The organism is Streptococcus sp. k-90, from assembly GCF_013277565.1.
In the GTDB taxonomy this organism is placed as follows: domain Bacteria; phylum Bacillota; class Bacilli; order Lactobacillales; family Streptococcaceae; genus Streptococcus.
In genome coordinates this window covers 22733-39097 of sequence record NZ_VMNE01000019.1, presented here as the reverse complement: position 1 = coordinate 39097, position 16365 = coordinate 22733, and the positions used below count along the sequence as shown (strand labels likewise).

The 16365-nt window shown below is 37.5% G+C and carries 18 protein-coding genes; 11 read left to right on the top strand and 7 right to left on the bottom strand.

The window, feature by feature from the left end; all coding sequences use genetic code 11:
• The first annotated feature begins 31 nt into the window (after positions 1-31).
• From lacB (HT734_RS06355) to lacD, 3 genes are read left to right on the top strand one after another with little or no spacing between them, the layout of a single operon-like run.
• The gene (gene lacB / locus HT734_RS06355; protein ID WP_173277739.1) at positions 32-547 is read left to right on the top strand and encodes a galactose-6-phosphate isomerase subunit LacB; all 516 of its coding nucleotides are present in this window, start codon (positions 32-34) and stop codon (positions 545-547) included.
• Positions 548-557: 10 nt separating this feature from the next.
• Positions 558-1487, top strand: coding sequence for a tagatose-6-phosphate kinase (locus HT734_RS06350; RefSeq protein WP_173277741.1), 930 nt, complete (start codon positions 558-560; stop codon positions 1485-1487).
• A gap of 1 nt (position 1488) precedes the next feature.
• Complete coding sequence (lacD, locus tag HT734_RS06345) at positions 1489-2469, top strand: tagatose-bisphosphate aldolase (protein WP_173277743.1); 981 nt, start codon at positions 1489-1491, stop codon at positions 2467-2469.
• A 124-nt stretch (positions 2470-2593) separates the two neighbouring features.
• Here the strand turns inward: lacD and lacB (HT734_RS06340) are convergent, their stop codons facing one another.
• From lacB (HT734_RS06340) to HT734_RS06330, 3 genes are all read right to left on the bottom strand, one after another.
• Complete coding sequence (gene lacB / locus HT734_RS06340) at positions 2594-3112, bottom strand: galactose-6-phosphate isomerase subunit LacB (protein ID WP_061759065.1); 519 nt, start codon at positions 3110-3112, stop codon at positions 2594-2596.
• 11 nt (positions 3113-3123) lie between these two features.
• Positions 3124-3552, bottom strand: coding sequence for a galactose-6-phosphate isomerase subunit LacA (gene lacA / locus HT734_RS06335; RefSeq protein ID WP_061759066.1), 429 nt, complete (start codon positions 3550-3552; stop codon positions 3124-3126).
• A gap of 152 nt (positions 3553-3704) precedes the next feature.
• Positions 3705-4181, bottom strand: a complete 477-nt coding sequence (locus tag HT734_RS06330) for an Rrf2 family transcriptional regulator (RefSeq protein WP_050215895.1) — start codon at positions 4179-4181, stop codon at positions 3705-3707.
• 195 nt (positions 4182-4376) lie between these two features.
• On the opposite strand from HT734_RS06330, the gene HT734_RS06325 reads away from it, so the two are divergent.
• The 8 genes from HT734_RS06325 to HT734_RS06290 all read left to right on the top strand — a co-directional run bounded on the left by HT734_RS06325 (position 4377) and on the right by HT734_RS06290 (position 11909).
• Positions 4377-5291, top strand: a complete 915-nt coding sequence (locus HT734_RS06325) for a DMT family transporter (RefSeq protein ID WP_050215894.1) — start codon at positions 4377-4379, stop codon at positions 5289-5291.
• 131 nt (positions 5292-5422) lie between these two features.
• Positions 5423-5980 carry a methyltransferase domain-containing protein gene (locus HT734_RS06320; protein ID WP_240151635.1) on the top strand — a complete coding sequence of 186 codons (558 nt, stop codon included), beginning with the start codon at positions 5423-5425 and terminating at the stop codon, positions 5978-5980.
• Entirely contained in the window at positions 5958-6680 is a 723-nt protein-coding gene (locus HT734_RS06315; protein ID WP_000379363.1) for a class I SAM-dependent methyltransferase, read from the top strand. Before HT734_RS06320 ends, HT734_RS06315 begins: the two co-directional genes overlap by 23 nt.
• A gap of 304 nt (positions 6681-6984) precedes the next feature.
• Positions 6985-7821, top strand: coding sequence for a transcription antiterminator (locus HT734_RS06310; RefSeq protein ID WP_173277745.1), 837 nt, complete (start codon positions 6985-6987; stop codon positions 7819-7821).
• A 35-nt stretch (positions 7822-7856) separates the two neighbouring features.
• Complete coding sequence (locus HT734_RS06305; protein ID WP_049548115.1) at positions 7857-8174, top strand: PTS lactose/cellobiose transporter subunit IIA; 318 nt, start codon at positions 7857-7859, stop codon at positions 8172-8174.
• On the top strand, positions 8174-9865 hold the full coding sequence (locus HT734_RS06300; protein WP_173277746.1) for a lactose-specific PTS transporter subunit EIIC: 1692 nt from the start codon (positions 8174-8176) through the stop codon (positions 9863-9865). Before HT734_RS06305 ends, HT734_RS06300 begins: the two co-directional genes overlap by 1 nt.
• 337 nt (positions 9866-10202) lie before the next feature.
• Positions 10203-11609 carry a 6-phospho-beta-galactosidase gene (lacG, locus tag HT734_RS06295; RefSeq protein WP_173277748.1) on the top strand — a complete coding sequence of 469 codons (1407 nt, stop codon included), beginning with the start codon at positions 10203-10205 and terminating at the stop codon, positions 11607-11609.
• A 42-nt stretch (positions 11610-11651) separates the two neighbouring features.
• Positions 11652-11909 (top strand): DUF3884 family protein, encoded by a 258-nt coding sequence (locus HT734_RS06290; protein WP_000471582.1) that lies wholly within the window; start codon positions 11652-11654, stop codon positions 11907-11909.
• 104 nt (positions 11910-12013) lie between these two features.
• Here HT734_RS06290 and HT734_RS06285 read toward each other — a convergent pair whose 3' ends face one another.
• The 4 genes from HT734_RS06285 to nrdE form a co-directional block, all read right to left on the bottom strand.
• Complete coding sequence (locus HT734_RS06285; protein ID WP_000917575.1) at positions 12014-12781, bottom strand: DeoR/GlpR family DNA-binding transcription regulator; 768 nt, start codon at positions 12779-12781, stop codon at positions 12014-12016.
• Between the two features lie 145 nt (positions 12782-12926).
• Positions 12927-13889, bottom strand: coding sequence for a class 1b ribonucleoside-diphosphate reductase subunit beta (gene nrdF / locus HT734_RS06280; RefSeq protein WP_000451389.1), 963 nt, complete (start codon positions 13887-13889; stop codon positions 12927-12929).
• A 2-nt stretch (positions 13890-13891) separates the two neighbouring features.
• Positions 13892-14122, bottom strand: a complete 231-nt coding sequence (locus tag HT734_RS06275) for a hypothetical protein (RefSeq protein WP_173277750.1) — start codon at positions 14120-14122, stop codon at positions 13892-13894.
• A 56-nt stretch (positions 14123-14178) separates the two neighbouring features.
• Positions 14179-16338, bottom strand: a complete 2160-nt coding sequence (gene nrdE / locus HT734_RS06270) for a class 1b ribonucleoside-diphosphate reductase subunit alpha (protein ID WP_173277751.1) — start codon at positions 16336-16338, stop codon at positions 14179-14181.
• Between the last annotated feature and the right edge of the window lie 27 nt (positions 16339-16365).

Sequence of the window (16365 nt, the reverse complement as noted above, 5' to 3'; positions counted from 1 at the left end):
GATTTATATAATTAATCGGAGGGAATAACTAATGAGAATTGCAATTGGATGTGACCACATCGTAACAGATGAAAAAATGGCGGTTTCAGAATTTTTGAAATCAAAAGGATATGAAGTTATTGACTTTGGTACATATGACCATACACGTACTCACTACCCAATCTTTGGTAAAAAAGTAGGGGAAGCTGTAACTAGTGGTCAAGCTGATCTTGGAGTATGTATCTGTGGTACTGGTGTTGGTATCAACAACGCTGTAAATAAAGTCCCAGGTGTTCGTTCTGCCTTGGTTCGTGATATGACAACAGCCCTTTATGCTAAAGAAGAATTGAACGCTAACGTTATCGGTTTTGGTGGTAAGATTACTGGTGAATTGCTTATGTGTGATATCATCGAAGCTTTCATCCATGCTGAATACAAACCATCTGAAGAAAACAAGAAATTGATTGCGAAAATTGAACACCTTGAAAGTCACAATGCTCAACAAACAGACGCAAACTTCTTCACTGAATTCCTTGAAAAATGGGATCGCGGAGAATACCACGACTAAGAGGTGACCTATGATTTTAACAGTCACAATGAACCCATCCATTGATATTTCCTATCCTTTGGATGAGTTGAAGATTGATACTGTCAATCGTGTGGTGGATGTAACCAAAACTGCTGGTGGTAAAGGACTAAACGTTACTAGAGTACTTTCAGAATTTGGCGATTCAGTTCTTGCTACTGGTTTAGTTGGTGGCAAACTTGGTGAGTTTTTAGTTGAAAATATTGATGATAATGTTAAGAAAGATTTCTTTTCTATTCAGGGAGAAACTCGTAACTGTATCGCTATTCTTCACGGAGACAACCAAACAGAAGTTCTTGAAAAAGGTCCTGAAGTATTGGAACAGGAAGGTCAAGACTTTTTGGAACATTTCAAAAATCTCCTAGAGTCCGTTGAAGTAGTAGCTATCTCAGGTAGTCTGCCAGCTGGTCTTCCAGTTGATTACTATGCGAGCTTGGTAGAACTTGCTAATCAAGCTGGCAAGCCTGTAGTCTTAGACTGCTCTGGTGCAGCACTTCAGACGGTTCTTGAATCACCACATAAACCAACAGTTATCAAACCAAATAATGAGGAATTATCTCAGCTTCTTGGAAGAGAAGTTTCTGAGGATTTGGATGAATTAAAAGAAGTACTTCAAGAACCTTTGTTTGCAGGTATTGAATGGATTATCGTTTCACTTGGTGCTAATGGTGCCTTTGCCAAACATGGGGACACTTTTTACAAGGTAGATATTCCTAGAATCCAGGTAGTCAACCCTGTCGGATCTGGAGATTCTACTGTGGCAGGAATTTCTTCAGGACTACTTCATAAAGAATCGGATGCGGAACTACTCATCAAGGCTAATGTCCTTGGTATGCTCAATGCTCAAGAAAAAATGACTGGCCATGTCAACATGGCTAACTATCAAGCTCTATATGATCAATTAATAGTAAAAGAGGTATAAAATGGCTTTAACAGAACAAAAACGTGCACGCTTAGAAAAACTTTCTGATGAAAATGGAATCATCTCAGCTCTTGCTTTTGACCAACGTGGTGCTTTGAAACGCCTCATGGCTCAACACCAAACAGAAGAACCAACTGTGGCTCAAATGGAAGAACTGAAAGTCTTGGTTGCAGATGAATTGACTAAATACGCTTCATCTATGCTTCTTGACCCTGAGTATGGACTTCCAGCAACTAAAGCTCTTGATGAAAAAGCTGGTCTTCTCCTTGCTTATGAAAAAACAGGTTACGACACAACAAGCACAAAACGCTTACCAGACTGCTTGGATGTTTGGTCTGCAAAACGTATTAAAGAAGAAGGTGCAGATGCGGTTAAATTCTTGCTTTACTATGATGTAGATAGCTCAGACGAACTTAACCAAGAAAAACAAGCTTACATCGAACGTATCGGTTCTGAGTGTGTGGCTGAAGATATTCCATTCTTCCTTGAAATCCTTGCTTACGATGAAAAAATTGCTGATGCAGGTTCTGTAGAATACGCGAAAGTAAAACCACACAAAGTTATCGGTGCTATGAAAGTCTTCTCAGACCCACGCTTTAACATTGATGTCTTGAAAGTAGAAGTTCCTGTTAACATTAAATATGTTGAAGGCTTCGCTGAAGGTGAAGTAGTTTATACACGTGAAGAAGCAGCAGTCTTCTTCAAAGCTCAAGATGAAGCAACTAACTTGCCATACATTTACTTGAGTGCTGGTGTATCAGCTAAACTTTTCCAAGATACTCTTGTATTTGCTCATGAATCAGGTGCAAACTTTAACGGAGTTCTTTGTGGCCGTGCAACATGGGCTGGATCAGTTGAAGCTTACATCAAAGATGGTGAAGCAGCAGCTCGTGAATGGCTTCGCACAACTGGATTTGAAAACATTGACGAACTCAACAAAGTTCTTCAAACAACAGCGACTTCATGGAAAGAACGCGTGTAGCACTCAAATTGCGAAAAAAACTTCAGTCTAGGGATAGAAATATCTCTAGACTTTTTTTGATGTCAAAATAACCTTGAGTTAGCTATTCTCAAGGTTAGAAAAAATATAGAAGTTGGAATACAAGTTAATCGTGATATTCCCCACGATCCCACTTGGCATTCTCTTCATCGAAGATATGATCATTGGCAGCTACATCTGGGCTCACTTCAGATAGTTTATCAATTTTCGCAATCAATTCCTCTTTTTCAGGATTTGGTTTGTACTTGGTATTGATAAATTCATCTACGATGTTGTTAATGAAATTGATACCTAGGATTGCACCACCGAAAGCAACAATATTAGCATTGAGATTTTCACGAGCGGAACGAGCAGTCGCAACATCTCCGACAAGTACAACTCGAGTTCCAGGAACTTTATCAGCAGATACAGCAATTCCAACACCTGTACCGCAAAGGGCAACTCCAAAGTCAGCCCGTCCATTGACGACCTCCTCTGCAATTAAGCGACCATAAATAGGATAGTGAGTACGGACGAAATCATAAGTACCAACATCAATGATTTCATGGCCTTGTTCTTTTAGGTGTTTTGAAATCTTCATCTTCACATCTGTTACAATGTGATCACAACCGAGAGCAATTTTCATGGGAATACCTCCTAGCAGAGCTTGTTCAGCATATCAATGCGAACTTGGTGACGACCAGAATCATAGTTGTGCTCAAGAAAGGCTTTGACTATTTCAACTGCTAAAATATCACCTGTAATTCCAGAACCAATTGTAATGATTGGAGTAGAATTGTGTCGAATAGTCATCATGGCAGAGTGTTCATCGTAAACAGCGGCGCAGATAATACCTTTAAACTTATTAGCAGGCATAAAAGAATGTCCAAACTTGTCAAAAAGAATAGCACGAGCTTGCTTATATTTTCTAAACTCTGTAATAGCATTGATAGTAGAATCAACGAAATCCGCAGAACCTTGTGTAGAGTTGAGGTCAATTACTTCATAACCAGAATGAAGCAGATAGTGTTTGACGGTTTCTTTCAGTTGGAAACCATCTTGGTCAGTAGCTAAAATAACTTTCATAAGAACCTTCTTTCTTTAGCTATCCAAAAGCATGCAATGAAATACCATTGTTGACGATATAGAAGATATATTATATCTTCAAATATAGTATAGTCCTTGTAAAATTATTTGTCAAGGATTTATAAAAACTAGTTGAAGAATTTTTTCTTCAGCTAGTTTTCGCATTTATTGATCCAATTTCTGATATCGGTTAAATCATAGTTAATCTCAGATTGATGGGCTACCTGACTGAGTGTAATAGAAGTCAGGGTTGCAACTAAAGTGTTTTCAATAATATCAAGAGAGCTGGTTACGACGCATCTTTTAGCCTTTTTACTTTCCTTGTTGCCTAAGAATTTTTTTAGAAGATTTTGACTTTCAAAGATTCGATTTTTTCCTTCTATAGCTACAAATACATCGTAAAAGGTGATTTGGCTGAGGGGTTTAGAAAGAGCAACGCCTCCATTTTTCCCTCTAACGGATTTAACCAATCCTTCGTTGTCTAATAGTTTTATAATTTTTTTCAAATAAGAATCTGAAACTTCTAGCCGTTCACTCAAGGAAATTGTATTGATATATTTTCCTTCAGGGAGCTGATCTAACATGAGTAAGACATAGACTGACTGTTCCCAACCTGATGACAATCGCATGTTTGTACCTCCATATAAAAAGATAATCATTATCCACAATTACCAGTATAGCCTTTTTTTGTTTTTTTCTCAATACATAGGAGTTTAAAAAAATAATCTTGGAATTTTTTGATAAATCTCTTGACATTCATTTTTAAAAGAGTAGAATAAAAGACAAAAAATATCATCAATATCTTTTGAAAGAAGGTGAAATAAATGAAACGAGGTTCAAATTTTATTTTTTTGATTTCTATATTACTTACCACACTTTTTATGGGGTCGTCTTTTCCAACTGGGAAATATCTCATAGTAGTTGAAAAGACTCCTCCATTATTACTTGGGGGTGTTCGATTTATTATTGCTGGGTTAGTGATGTTGGTATTATCGTTTTTATTTGGCAAGGGAGGGACTATCATCCCTAAAAGTCAAGGTAGCAAGATAAAGGGGTTTATATTGGTTGTGACTATCGGGCTCTTACAGACAGCTGGAACCATGGGATTTCTTAATCTTGCCCTAGCTCATGATGTGTCGTCATCGATGTCTTCCATTATCTTATTTACGAATCCTCTTTGGTTAGCTTTCTTAGCACATTTTTTATTAAAAGATACATTGACTATTCAGAAGATAAGTGCCTTAATATTAGGTGTGGCTGGAGTTGTTACTTGTATTGGACTAGATGTATCTGCGTTTAGTTTAGGTGCTTTGTTTGCTTTACTTGGTTCATTTTGTTGGTCAATCAATACAGTTGTCACCAAGAAAATTCCTTTTGATAACGGTCCATGGATATTTACAGCTTGGCAATTGTTATTAGGTGGGGTATTCCTTTACTTATTCTCAATACCTGTGCATGAAAGTTATAACTTTCTAAATTTAGGATTTTGGGGCTGGGTTTGGTTTATATGGTTAATTATTCCTGCGTCTGTTGGTTCGTTTGGACTGTGGTTTTATAGTCTAGGACAAAGGGGAGCAACAGTAGCTAGCAGTTTCTTGTTTTTAGTTCCAGTATTTTCAACTATCTTTTCTATTATAGGCTTACATGAGCCGTTTACATTGAATTTGGTTCTTGGGGGTTCGATGGTTGTGTTAGCATTGGTATTAGTAAACTGGAAAGTCAAGGGAGAAGAGGAGTAGTCTATGGAAGTTGGAAATGATATTGTTATTTAAAATGGAACACAATGGAGTTTTGGTAATGGTGTAGCTCAATATTTTGATGAGCATGTTAGACAATCCATTCCTTTATATGATGAAGGACATGACCTTGTTTGTCATCTGACCATTCCTTATGTTATGAGCTAGGCTCCGCAACGGGTAATCTGATTGGTAAATTATACCAGCGTCACAAGTCTAAAAAAGAAGTTCGTTTTATCGGGATAGAAGAGATTCCAGAAATGAATCAGGTAGCACAATCGAAATTTCCTGAGCTTGAATTCATAACAAGCTCCGTGGAGGAAGCTAGGTTAGAACCCAGCGATTTAATTATTAGCTATTATTTCCTTCAGTTTATTCTTCCAGACAAGAGAATAAAGATTTTATCAAAAATATATGAATCTTTAGTTGAAGGTGGAGCGTTTATTCTATTTGAGAAAGAAATCATGACAGATCCGAAGGTAAATAAGTTGATAGTTTCCAATTATATTAAATTCAAGCAAGAACATGGATTTAGTCCAGAAGAAATTCTATCTAAGCAATTGAGCTTGGAGGGAGTTATGATTAACCACACTCATGCTGAAAATAAAGAAATGTTAAAGAGTACTGGATTTCATCATGTAGAAACGATAATGAGATATGGAGAGTTCAATGGATACATTTGTTTTAAATGAAGATAATCACAAGAAATGGGAAGAATTACATGCCCAATCATCAAAAACAGAGACACGCTTAGTTCCTAATGATGCAGTTCAAAAGATTTTTTCTTTGAGAAATCAAATCGTTACTCAAAACGATGAGTGCAGGGTATTAGAAGTTGGTTGTGGTTTTGGAAGGAATCTTTACTATTTAATTGAAAATCATTATGCTGATACTTATTGTGGTGTAGATTTAACAAAGGAGGCCGCTGATAGTGCAAAACAATTATTGACTAAGTCATTTCCACAATTTAATTGTCATATAACACAGACAGATGTAGGTAAAGGTTTAGATTTTCCTGACAACCATTTCGATTCTATATTTGATATAATGTCTGCGATTACATTTATAGTGGATGAAAAAGATAGACAGAACTATTTTTCAGAGGTAAAAAGGATGTTGAAAACAGGAGGAATGTATTATTTTTATTGTCCACGGAAAGATGGAATTTTCCGAGACGCAATTCCTGATAATTCTTTACTAGAAAAAGGTTATATACGTAGAAAACTAGATTCAATGTTAGAAAGAGTTTATACAGAAAGTGAGTTAATTGAATTATTGGCTCCTATGCGTCTTGTAAAATTAGAAATCGGTTCAAAACATACTAGAGCTTTTGGTGATGAGTTGTTTATTAGGAATAATGGATTTTGGTTTGGGGCTTTCAAAAAAATATAGAGTTATTAGTACACTTGTTTTTAAATTGAGATGAAATTTTCTGAATTATAAACACTTGTTTTCTTAATTTTGTTTATGATTTTATTTTTTGATAAAAGAATACTCAAAAAAATAAAAAAGTTCTTCGTAAGGGTTTACAAATTATCAGCATTATGATAGAATACAGTTACAAGTTAATACAAGGTGAGTGTTACTAAGTAATATTAGGCATGATCACAGGTGAATTAGAAATCGGATGATTTTCTAGTTCATTTGTGGTCATTTTTTATACTCATATACCTTTAAAATATAAAAGGAGGTTGACATGTATCGAATTCTAAATCCAATAAATCACAATGTCTCGCTTGTCAGAAATGATAAAGGAGAAGAAGTGATTGTAATTGGTAAGGGGATTGCATTTGGAAAGAAGAAGGGAGATTTGATTGCTGAAAATCAGGTTGAGAAAATCTTTCGGATGAAGACCGAAGAGTCCAGAGAAAACTTTATGGCTCTCCTCAAAGATGTTCCGCTTGATTTTATCACAGTGACTTATGAAATCATTGATAAACTATCAAAGAAATATCATTATCCGATTCAAGAGTATCTCTACGTAACCTTGACAGATCATATTTACTGTTCTTACCAAGCTCTAGCGCAAGGAAGGTACAAGGATAGTAATCTGCCAGATATTTCCACTAAGTATCCTGTCGCTTTTCAAATTGCAAATGAGGCTTTTGAAATTTATCGTCAGAAGCTAGCAGATCATTTTCCTGAGGACGAAATTATTCGGATTGCTTATCATTTCATCAATGCTGAGGGTGAGAATGAAGTTCAAATGGTTGAATCGATTGATAAAAGGAAAGAAATTCTCAGGAATGTTGAAGAAGTTTTAACGGAATATGCAATTCAACGAACCAAAGAGAATAACCATTTCTATGATCGCTTTATGATCCATTTGAATTATTTCTTGGATTATCTAGACAGATCTAGAGATGATAACCAATCACTTCTGGATATGGAAGATCATATTAAACAATCCTATCCAAAAGCCTTCGAGATTGGTTCCAAGATCTATGATGTGATTACGCAACATACGGGTCTTGATTTGTATAAAAGTGAACGAGTTTATCTAGTTCTACATATCCAACGTTTATTGTCATAAAAATTTATTTAAAACTATATAAGGAGAATTCTATCATGAATAGAGAAGAAGTAACATTGTTAGGTTTTGAAATCGTAGCCTATGCTGGCGATGCTCGTTCAAAACTATTGGAAGCCTTGAAAGCTGCTGAAGCTGGCGATTTTGCGAAAGCAGATAGCTTAGTCGAGGAAGCTGGTGCTTGCATTGCTGAAGCTCACCACGCGCAAACAAGTCTATTGACTAAGGAAGCAGCTGGCGAGGATTTAGCATATAGTGTAACCATGATGCATGGCCAAGATCACCTGATGACAACAATCTTGCTAAAAGATTTGATGCATCATTTAATTGAACTTTATAAAAGAGGAGCTAAATAATGAATAAGTTAATTGCCTATATCGAGAAAGGAAAGCCTTTCTTTGAAAAACTATCTCGAAATATCTATCTTCGTGCTATTCGTGATGGATTTATCGCAGGAATGCCTGTTATTCTCTTCTCAAGTATCTTTATCTTGATTGCTTTTGTACCAAACTCATGGGGCTTTAAATGGTCTGATGAAGTTGTAGCTTTTCTGATGAAACCTTACAGCTATTCAATGGGTATCTTGGCTTTGTTGGTAGCTGGTACAACAGCTAAGTCATTGACCGACTCAGTAAACCGTAGCATGGAGAAGACAAATCAAATCAACTATATGTCAACATTATTGGCAGCAATTGTTGGTTTGTTGATGTTGGCAGCTGACCCTATCGAAAATGGTCTAGCTACTGGATTCTTGGGGACAAAAGGTTTGCTTTCAGCCTTCCTTGCTGCCTTTGTTACTGTAGCCATCTATAAGGTTTGTGTTAAGAACAACGTCACTATTCGTATGCCTGACGAAGTTCCACCAAATATCTCACAAGTCTTTAAAGATGTGATTCCATTCACTCTCTCAGTTGTTTCACTTTATGCTCTTGATTTACTAGCTCGTCATTTTGTTGGTGCAAGTGTAGCTGAATCAATCGGTAAATTCTTTGCACCACTCTTCTCTGCTGCTGATGGTTATCTTGGTATTACCATTATCTTTGGTGCTTTTGCCTTCTTCTGGTTTGTTGGGATTCATGGTCCATCTATTGTTGAACCAGCAATCGCAGCTATTACCTATGCAAATGCCGAAGTCAACTTGAACCTTCTCCAACAAGGGATGCACGCTGACAAGATCCTTACTTCTGGTACACAAATGTTTATCGTTACCATGGGTGGTACTGGTGCGACACTGGTTGTTCCATTCATGTTCATGTGGTTAACGAAATCAAAACGTAACCGTGCCATCGGACGTGCTTCAGTAGTTCCTACCTTCTTCGGTGTAAATGAACCAATCTTGTTTGGTGCACCACTTGTGTTAAACCCAATCTTCTTCATTCCATTTATCTTTGCTCCAATCACGAACGTTTGGATCTTTAAGTTCTTTATTGAAACTCTTGGAATGAACTCATTCACTGCTAACCTACCATGGACAACTCCAGCTCCACTAGGTCTAGTTCTTGGAACTAACTTCCAAGTTCTATCATTTATTCTTGCTGCCCTTCTAATCGTGGTTGACGTAGTCATTTACTATCCATTCCTTAAGGTCTATGATGAACAAATTCTTGAAGAAGAACGTTCAGGTAAGTCTAATGATGAATTGAAAGAAAAAGTTGCTGCAAACTTCAACACTGCAAAAGCAGATGCTATTCTTGAAAAAGCGGGTGTAGAAGCAACACAAAATACCATCACTGAAGAAACAAATGTCCTCGTTCTCTGTGCAGGTGGAGGTACAAGTGGACTTCTTGCAAATGCTTTGAACAAGGCAGCTGCAGAATACAATGTTCCTGTGAAAGCAGCAGCAGGTGGTTATGGTGCTCACCGTGAAATGTTGCCAGAGTTTGATTTGGTTATCCTTGCCCCTCAAGTTGCTTCAAACTTTGAAGATATGAAAGCAGAAACAGATAAACTCGGTATTAAACTTGCCAAGACAGAAGGCGCTCAATACATCAAGTTAACCCGTGATGGAAAAGGTGCTCTTGCATTCGTACAAGCGCAATTCGATTAAGGCTAGGGACTCTGAAATAGTTTCCTCTCGTTACGGAAATCGCTATGGCTAATTTCCTAATCGCCTTGTTAATTCGTCGGTAAAAAGATATCGTTTTTACCTCCTCATGTCACAATTCGATTAATAATAGGGACTCTGAAATAGTTTCCTCTCGTTACGGAAATCGCTATGGCTAATTTCCTAATCGCCTTATTAATTCGTCGGTAAAAAGATATCGTTTTTACCTCCTCATGTCACAATTCAGTGACTTGCTACAAGAAGTGAGATGGAGAAGGATGGCTCACTGACTCCTCTCCTCTCACTTTTATTTTTTTTAAATCAAGAAATAGGTGAAAAAATGACAAAAACACTTCCAAAAGACTTTATTTTCGGTGGCGCAACAGCTGCCTATCAAGCAGAAGGCGCTACGCATACTGATGGAAAAGGACCAGTTGCTTGGGATAAATATCTTGAAGATAACTACTGGTACACTGCCGAACCAGCTAGTGATTTTTACAATCGATATCCAGTTGACCTCAAGCTAGCAGAAGAGTATGGTGTCAATGGTATTCGAATTTCTATTGCTTGGTCACGTATTTTCCCAACCGGTTACGGTCAAGTAAATCAGAAAGGTGTTGAGTTTTATCATAATCTATTTGCGGAGTGCCACAAACGTCACGTTGAGCCCTTCGTAACTCTTCACCACTTTGACACGCCAGAAGCTCTCCACTCAAATGGAGACTTCTTAAACCGTGAAAATATCGAACACTTTGTAGACTACGCTGCCTTCTGTTTTGAAGAATTTCCAGAAGTAAACTATTGGACAACCTTCAATGAAATCGGACCAATCGGTGATGGTCAATACTTGGTTGGGAAATTCCCTCCAGGTATTCAGTACGACCTTACCAAAGTCTTCCAATCACACCACAATATGATGGTGTCTCATGCGCGTGCAGTCAAGCTATATAAAGATAAAGGTTATAAAGGCGAAATTGGTGTTGTTCACGCACTGCCAACCAAGTATCCTTTAGATCCTAAAAATCCAGCAGATGTTCGTGCAGCTGAGTTGGAAGATATTATTCACAATAAATTTATATTGGATGCAACTTATCTAGGTCGCTATTCAGCTGAAACGATGGAAGGTATCAACCATATCTTATCAGTCAATGGTGGTAGCTTAGATCTTCGTGAAGAAGATTTCGAAGTATTAGAAGCCGCAAAAGACTTGAATGATTTCCTAGGAATCAACTACTATATGAGTGACTGGATGGAAGCATTTGATGGAGAAACTGAAATTATCCATAATGGTAAGGGTGAGAAAGGAAGCTCTAAATATCAAATCAAAGGTGTTGGTCGTCGTGTAGCTCCGGATTATGTACCACGTACTGATTGGGATTGGATTATCTACCCTCAAGGTTTGTATGACCAAATCATGCGCGTGAAGAAAGATTATCCGAACTATAAGAAAATCTACATCACCGAAAATGGTCTTGGATATAAAGATGAGTTTGTTGATAACACTGTTTACGATGATGGTCGTATTGATTACGTGAAGCAACACTTGGAAGTTCTGTCTGATGCGATTGCAGATGGTGCTAATGTAAAAGGTTACTTCATTTGGTCGTTGATGGATGTCTTCTCATGGTCAAACGGTTATGAAAAACGTTACGGTCTCTTCTATGTAGACTTTGAAACTCAAGAACGTTATCCGAAGAAATCAGCTCATTGGTACAAGAAAGTAGCGAAAACTCAAGTGATTGAGTAGTAGAATGAGTAATTAGATATAGAATTCTAGTGAGGCAAAAATATGTTCAAAGATTTTATCCAATCTATTTATGAAAAAGTTTATATTATAAATTTCGAAAAATGTTCTCAAATACCGTGTTTGACTAATGAGGAGCTGAAAAAACTTGGGAAATGGTATGTCTCTACCGGTAAAGAATGGATTTGCCATTCAGACTATGAGCTGGAAGAATTTAAAAATATCTTTTTAAATTTTATCAATCCTGAAGAATGGGATAATATCTCCTTTGATTCAGATTTTATGCCGTTTCAACAATCATAAATAATCTAGGAAATTCTTTGTAAAAATCTTCATCCAAAAATGCGTCACATCAAGATTCTTATTTTCTTGATGTAACGCATTTTATATTTTATCAATCCTCAGTTTTATGGTTTAGAAAGAATAATTTTTGTTTGTTTTGAAAGTTGTTCGAAGGTTTCTTTGCTCAGTTTAGAATCTGAAACGATGGTATCAATATCAGAGATATTGTAGAAGGTATAGAAATCAAATTTATTGAACTTACTATTATCAGCTAGTAAGTATTTTTTATTGGAATTGTTGAGGGCGATGCGTTGAGATTCCCCTTCCTCTTCACTAAAGGTCGCAATCGCATTGTCCTGAATACCATTACAGCTTACGAAAGCTTTAGAAAATTGGAGATTGGCTAAGTTTTGCAAGGTTAGTGTTCCCACAAATGCTCCAGTGATAGAGCGATAGTTTCCACCGATTAAAATCAAATCTGTTAGTTTTCGTTCGTTTAAGATGAGAAAGACTGGTAAACTGTTTGTTACAACACGAATATTATCGATTGGAAGTTCGCGGGCAAAAGATTCCAAGGTTGTACCTGGGCCGATAAAAATAGTTTCCCCCTCATCAATTAAATGACCTGCAAAACGGCTGATTTCTTGTTTTTCTGCGATTTGTAAACTTTGTTTTTCAATATTGGAACGTTCATTGTTTAAAATGGAGCCTGTGCGAATTTTTTCAGCTCCACCGTGCACACGAACAAGTAAATCTTTGTCAGCTAACTCTTGTAAGTAGCGTCTAGCAGTCATATCTGATACATCCAAGCGAGTCATAATTTCTTTTACAGTAATAGTTCCCTTTGTATTTACTGTTTCTAGAATATTATCTAGTTTTTCCTGCTTTAACATCGTTATCACCTCTATTTCTATTACTATTTTATCATAAAGTGTTCAATCAATCAATTTAAAAAACAAAAGAAAACAAAAACAAAAACATCATGGTTGTTTTAAACAAACCATGATGTTTTTGGCTCTCAGTTCTGGGATAATTGAATTAGTCCAAACCGTAGTTGTAGTCATCGTCTTGCATGGCTTCAACTTCGCCCAGGAGGTAACCATTTCCGACTTGAGAGAAGAAGTCGTGGTTGGAAGTTCCTGTTGAAATACCGTTCATAACGATTGGGTTGACATCATCAGCTGAATCTGGGAAGAGTGGATCTTGTCCCAGGTTCATGAGTGCCTTGTTAGCATTGTAGCGAAGGAAGGTTTTGACTTCTTCCGTCCAACCAACACCGTCATAGAGGCTCTCTGTATAACCTTCTTCGTTCTCGTAGAGAGTGTAGAGCAGGTCGTACATCCATTCTTTGAGTTTTTCTTGCTCTTCTTCAGGTAATTCATTGAAACCAAGTTGGAATTTGTAACCAATGTAGGTTCCGTGAACAGATTCATCACGAATAATCAATTTAATGATTTCCGCAACGTTGGCTAGTTTGTTGTTACCAAGATAGTAGAGCGGCGTGAAGAAACCAGAGTAGAAGAGGAAGGTTTCGAGGAAGACACTGGCAACTTTCTTTTCAAGTGGGCTACCGTTTAGGTAGATTTCGTTGACAATCTCAGCCTTCTTTTGTAGGTAAGGATTGGTATTGGTCCATTCGAAAATTTCTTCAATCTCAGCCTTAGTATTCAAGGTAGAGAAGATTGATGAGTAAGATTTAGCGTGGACAGATTCCATAAATTGGATGTTATTGAAAACAGCTTCCTCATGTGGTGTACGGATGTCCGCGCGAAGGGCTTGAACCCCAGTTTCAGATTGCATAGTGTCGAGAAGGGTTAAACCACCAAAGACTTTTCCAACTAAGTCTTTTTCTACACTTGATAGCTTTCTCCAGTCATCCAAGTCGTTAGACAAGGGAATACGTGTATCGAGCCAGAATTGCTCCGTCAGTTTCTCCCAAGTTGATTTGTCGATGACATCTTCGATGGCATTCCAGTTAATGGCTTTGTAGTAAGTTTCCATGTTTATAATCTCTCGTTTTTTTGAATTCTTTTTTGAGACAAATACTTTCCTGATACTGAACTACCTTTTCGTAGTGCATCAGAAGCGATTGTATTAGTTTCGTTTTCTAAAGTTTCTTTTTCTTTTTTAAGATAGGATATTCTCTTTTTATCTTGTGAATGTAACTCCTTTAAAACAGAGTTTTCAAATCTCAATCTATCATTTTCTCTTTTTGATTTATTGAATCCAAACATATACTTCTCCTAATTTGAAAAGTTAAGCTATAAATTTGAACAATTTAGAATAAAAATTAAATCACACAGCTTTCACATTGGTTAGCGCCGACTTCTCCACCATCATCTGTAAAGGTACGGACGTAGTAGATAGACTTGATACCCTTGTTAAAGGCATAGTTACGAAGGATAGACAAGTCACGTGTCGTTTGTTTGTTTTCTTTCTTCCATTCGTAAAGACCTTTTGGAATATCACTACGCATGAAGAGAGTAAGTGAAAGTCCTTGGTCCACGTGCTCAGTTGCAGCAGCATAGACATCAATCACCTTACGCATATCCATGTCGTAAGCAGAAGTGTAGTAAGGAATGGTTTCTGTTGACAAGCCAGCAGCAGGGTAGTAGATTTTCCCGATTTTCTTTTCTTGACGCTCTTCGATACGTTGTGTAATCGGGTGGATAGAAGCAGAGACGTCATTGATGTAACTGATTGAACCATTTGGGGCAACAGCTAGACGGTTTTGGTGGTAAAGTCCATCTGCTTGAACCTTGTCGCGAAGTTCAGCCCAATCAGAAGCACTTGGAATAAAGACATCTTTGAAAAGTTCTTTAACACGGTCTGATTTTGGAAGGAATTCGCCAGTTACATACTTGTCGAAGTAGCTTCCCTTAGCATAGTTTGATTTTTCAAAATTATGGAAGGTAATACCGCGTTCACGCGCGATATTGTTTGACTCAACCAAGGTCCAGTAGTTCATAAGCATAAAGTAGATGCTTGTAAATTCAACAGACTCAGGTGACCCATACTCAATCAGTTGTTGGGCAAGGTAGCTGTGAAGTCCCATGGCACCGAGTCCAAAGGTGTGGGCTTGGCTATTTCCGTGGTCAATCGTAGGCACAGCTACGATATGAGAACTATCAGTAACAAAGGTCAAAGCACGAACCATAGCACGAATAGAGCGACCAAAGTCAGGTGAAGTCATCATATTGACCACGTTGGTTGAACCAAGGTTACATGAAATGTCTGTTCCCATTTGAAGGAATTCTTGAGCATCGTTGATCAAGCTTGGTTCTTGGACTTGAAGAATCTCAGAACACAAGTTACTCATGATAATCTTACCATCAACAGGATTTGCACGGTTAGCCGTATCAATGTTGACCACATAAGGGTAGCCAGATTCTTGTTGCAATTTAGAAATTTCAGTTTCCAAATCACGCGCCTTGATTTTTGTCTTACGGATGTTTGGATTTGAGACCAATTCATCGTATTTTTCAGTGATGTCGATGTAGTTGAATGGCACACCGTATTCTTTTTCTACAGAGTAAGGGCTGAAGAGGTACATTTCTTCATTTTTACGCGCCAATTCGTAGAATTTATCTGGTACCACGACACCAAGTGAAAGAGTCTTTACACGAACTTTTTCATCGGCGTTTTCTTTCTTAGTTGAAAGGAAGGCGATGATATCTGGGTGAAAGACATTGAGGTAAACAACCCCAGCACCTTGACGTTGACCCAATTGGTTAGAGTAAGAGAAACTATCTTCGAAGAGTTTCATGACTGGTACGACACCAGAGGCTGCTCCTTCATATCCTTTAATAGGAGCTCCAGCTTCACGAAGGTTGCTGAGGGTAATACCCACTCCACCACCGATACGAGAAAGTTGAAGGGCAGAGTTGATAGAACGTCCGATAGAGTTCATATCATCAGTGACTTGGATCAAGAAGCAAGATACCAATTCTCCACGACGAGCACGTCCAGCATTCAAGAAAGAAGGAGTAGCAGGTTGGTAGCGTTGGTGGATGATTTCATTTGCAATATCGATTGCAACAGCCTCATTGCCATCAGCGAAATAAAGAGCGTTAAAGAAGACACGGTCTTCCATACTTTCAAGATAATATTCCCCATCGTTAGTCTTTAAGGCGTATTGATTGTAAAATTTATAGGCAGCCATGAACGACTTGAATTGGAAGTTTTGTTCTTTAATAAATTGAGACAATTCTTCCAAGAATTCTGGACGGTATTTCTTGATAAAAGCTGTTTCGATGTAGTTGTGGTCAATGAGGTAGTTGATTTTATCTTTGATTGAATCAAAAACCATAGTGTTTGGAACTACATTTTCTTTAAAGAAAGCATCCAAGGCTTCCTTATCTTTATGAAGCATGATTTGCCCATTGACAGGACGGTTGATTTCGTTATTGAGACGGAAGTAAGTCACGTCCTCAAGATGTTTTAATCCCATAAAATTTCCCTTATCTAATTACAAAAG

Bases quoted from the DNA above. Each gene is read 5' to 3' on its own strand.
- HT734_RS06315 (WP_000379363.1), top strand. From the start codon at position 5,958: ATGGATACATTTGTTTTAAATGAAGATAATCACAAGAAATGGGAAGAA.
- nrdE (WP_173277751.1), bottom strand. From the start codon at position 16,338: ATGGGATTAAAACATCTTGAGGACGTGACTTACTTCCGTCTCAATAAC.
- HT734_RS06285 (WP_000917575.1), bottom strand. From the start codon at position 12,781: ATGTTAAAGCAGGAAAAACTAGATAATATTCTAGAAACAGTAAATACA.
- HT734_RS06310 (WP_173277745.1), top strand. From the start codon at position 6,985: ATGTATCGAATTCTAAATCCAATAAATCACAATGTCTCGCTTGTCAGA.
- lacD (WP_173277743.1), top strand. From the start codon at position 1,489: ATGGCTTTAACAGAACAAAAACGTGCACGCTTAGAAAAACTTTCTGAT.
- lacA (WP_061759066.1), bottom strand. From the start codon at position 3,552: ATGAAAGTTATTTTAGCTACTGACCAAGATGGTTTCCAACTGAAAGAA.
- lacG (WP_173277748.1), top strand. From the start codon at position 10,203: ATGACAAAAACACTTCCAAAAGACTTTATTTTCGGTGGCGCAACAGCT.
- HT734_RS06350 (WP_173277741.1), top strand. From the start codon at position 558: ATGATTTTAACAGTCACAATGAACCCATCCATTGATATTTCCTATCCT.
- HT734_RS06290 (WP_000471582.1), top strand. From the start codon at position 11,652: ATGTTCAAAGATTTTATCCAATCTATTTATGAAAAAGTTTATATTATA.
- HT734_RS06305 (WP_049548115.1), top strand. From the start codon at position 7,857: ATGAATAGAGAAGAAGTAACATTGTTAGGTTTTGAAATCGTAGCCTAT.
- lacB (WP_061759065.1), bottom strand. From the start codon at position 3,112: ATGAAAATTGCTCTCGGTTGTGATCACATTGTAACAGATGTGAAGATG.
- nrdF (WP_000451389.1), bottom strand. From the start codon at position 13,889: ATGGAAACTTACTACAAAGCCATTAACTGGAATGCCATCGAAGATGTC.
- HT734_RS06300 (WP_173277746.1), top strand. From the start codon at position 8,174: ATGAATAAGTTAATTGCCTATATCGAGAAAGGAAAGCCTTTCTTTGAA.
- HT734_RS06275 (WP_173277750.1), bottom strand. From the start codon at position 14,122: ATGTTTGGATTCAATAAATCAAAAAGAGAAAATGATAGATTGAGATTT.
- HT734_RS06325 (WP_050215894.1), top strand. From the start codon at position 4,377: ATGAAACGAGGTTCAAATTTTATTTTTTTGATTTCTATATTACTTACC.
- HT734_RS06330 (WP_050215895.1), bottom strand. From the start codon at position 4,181: ATGCGATTGTCATCAGGTTGGGAACAGTCAGTCTATGTCTTACTCATG.
- lacB (WP_173277739.1), top strand. From the start codon at position 32: ATGAGAATTGCAATTGGATGTGACCACATCGTAACAGATGAAAAAATG.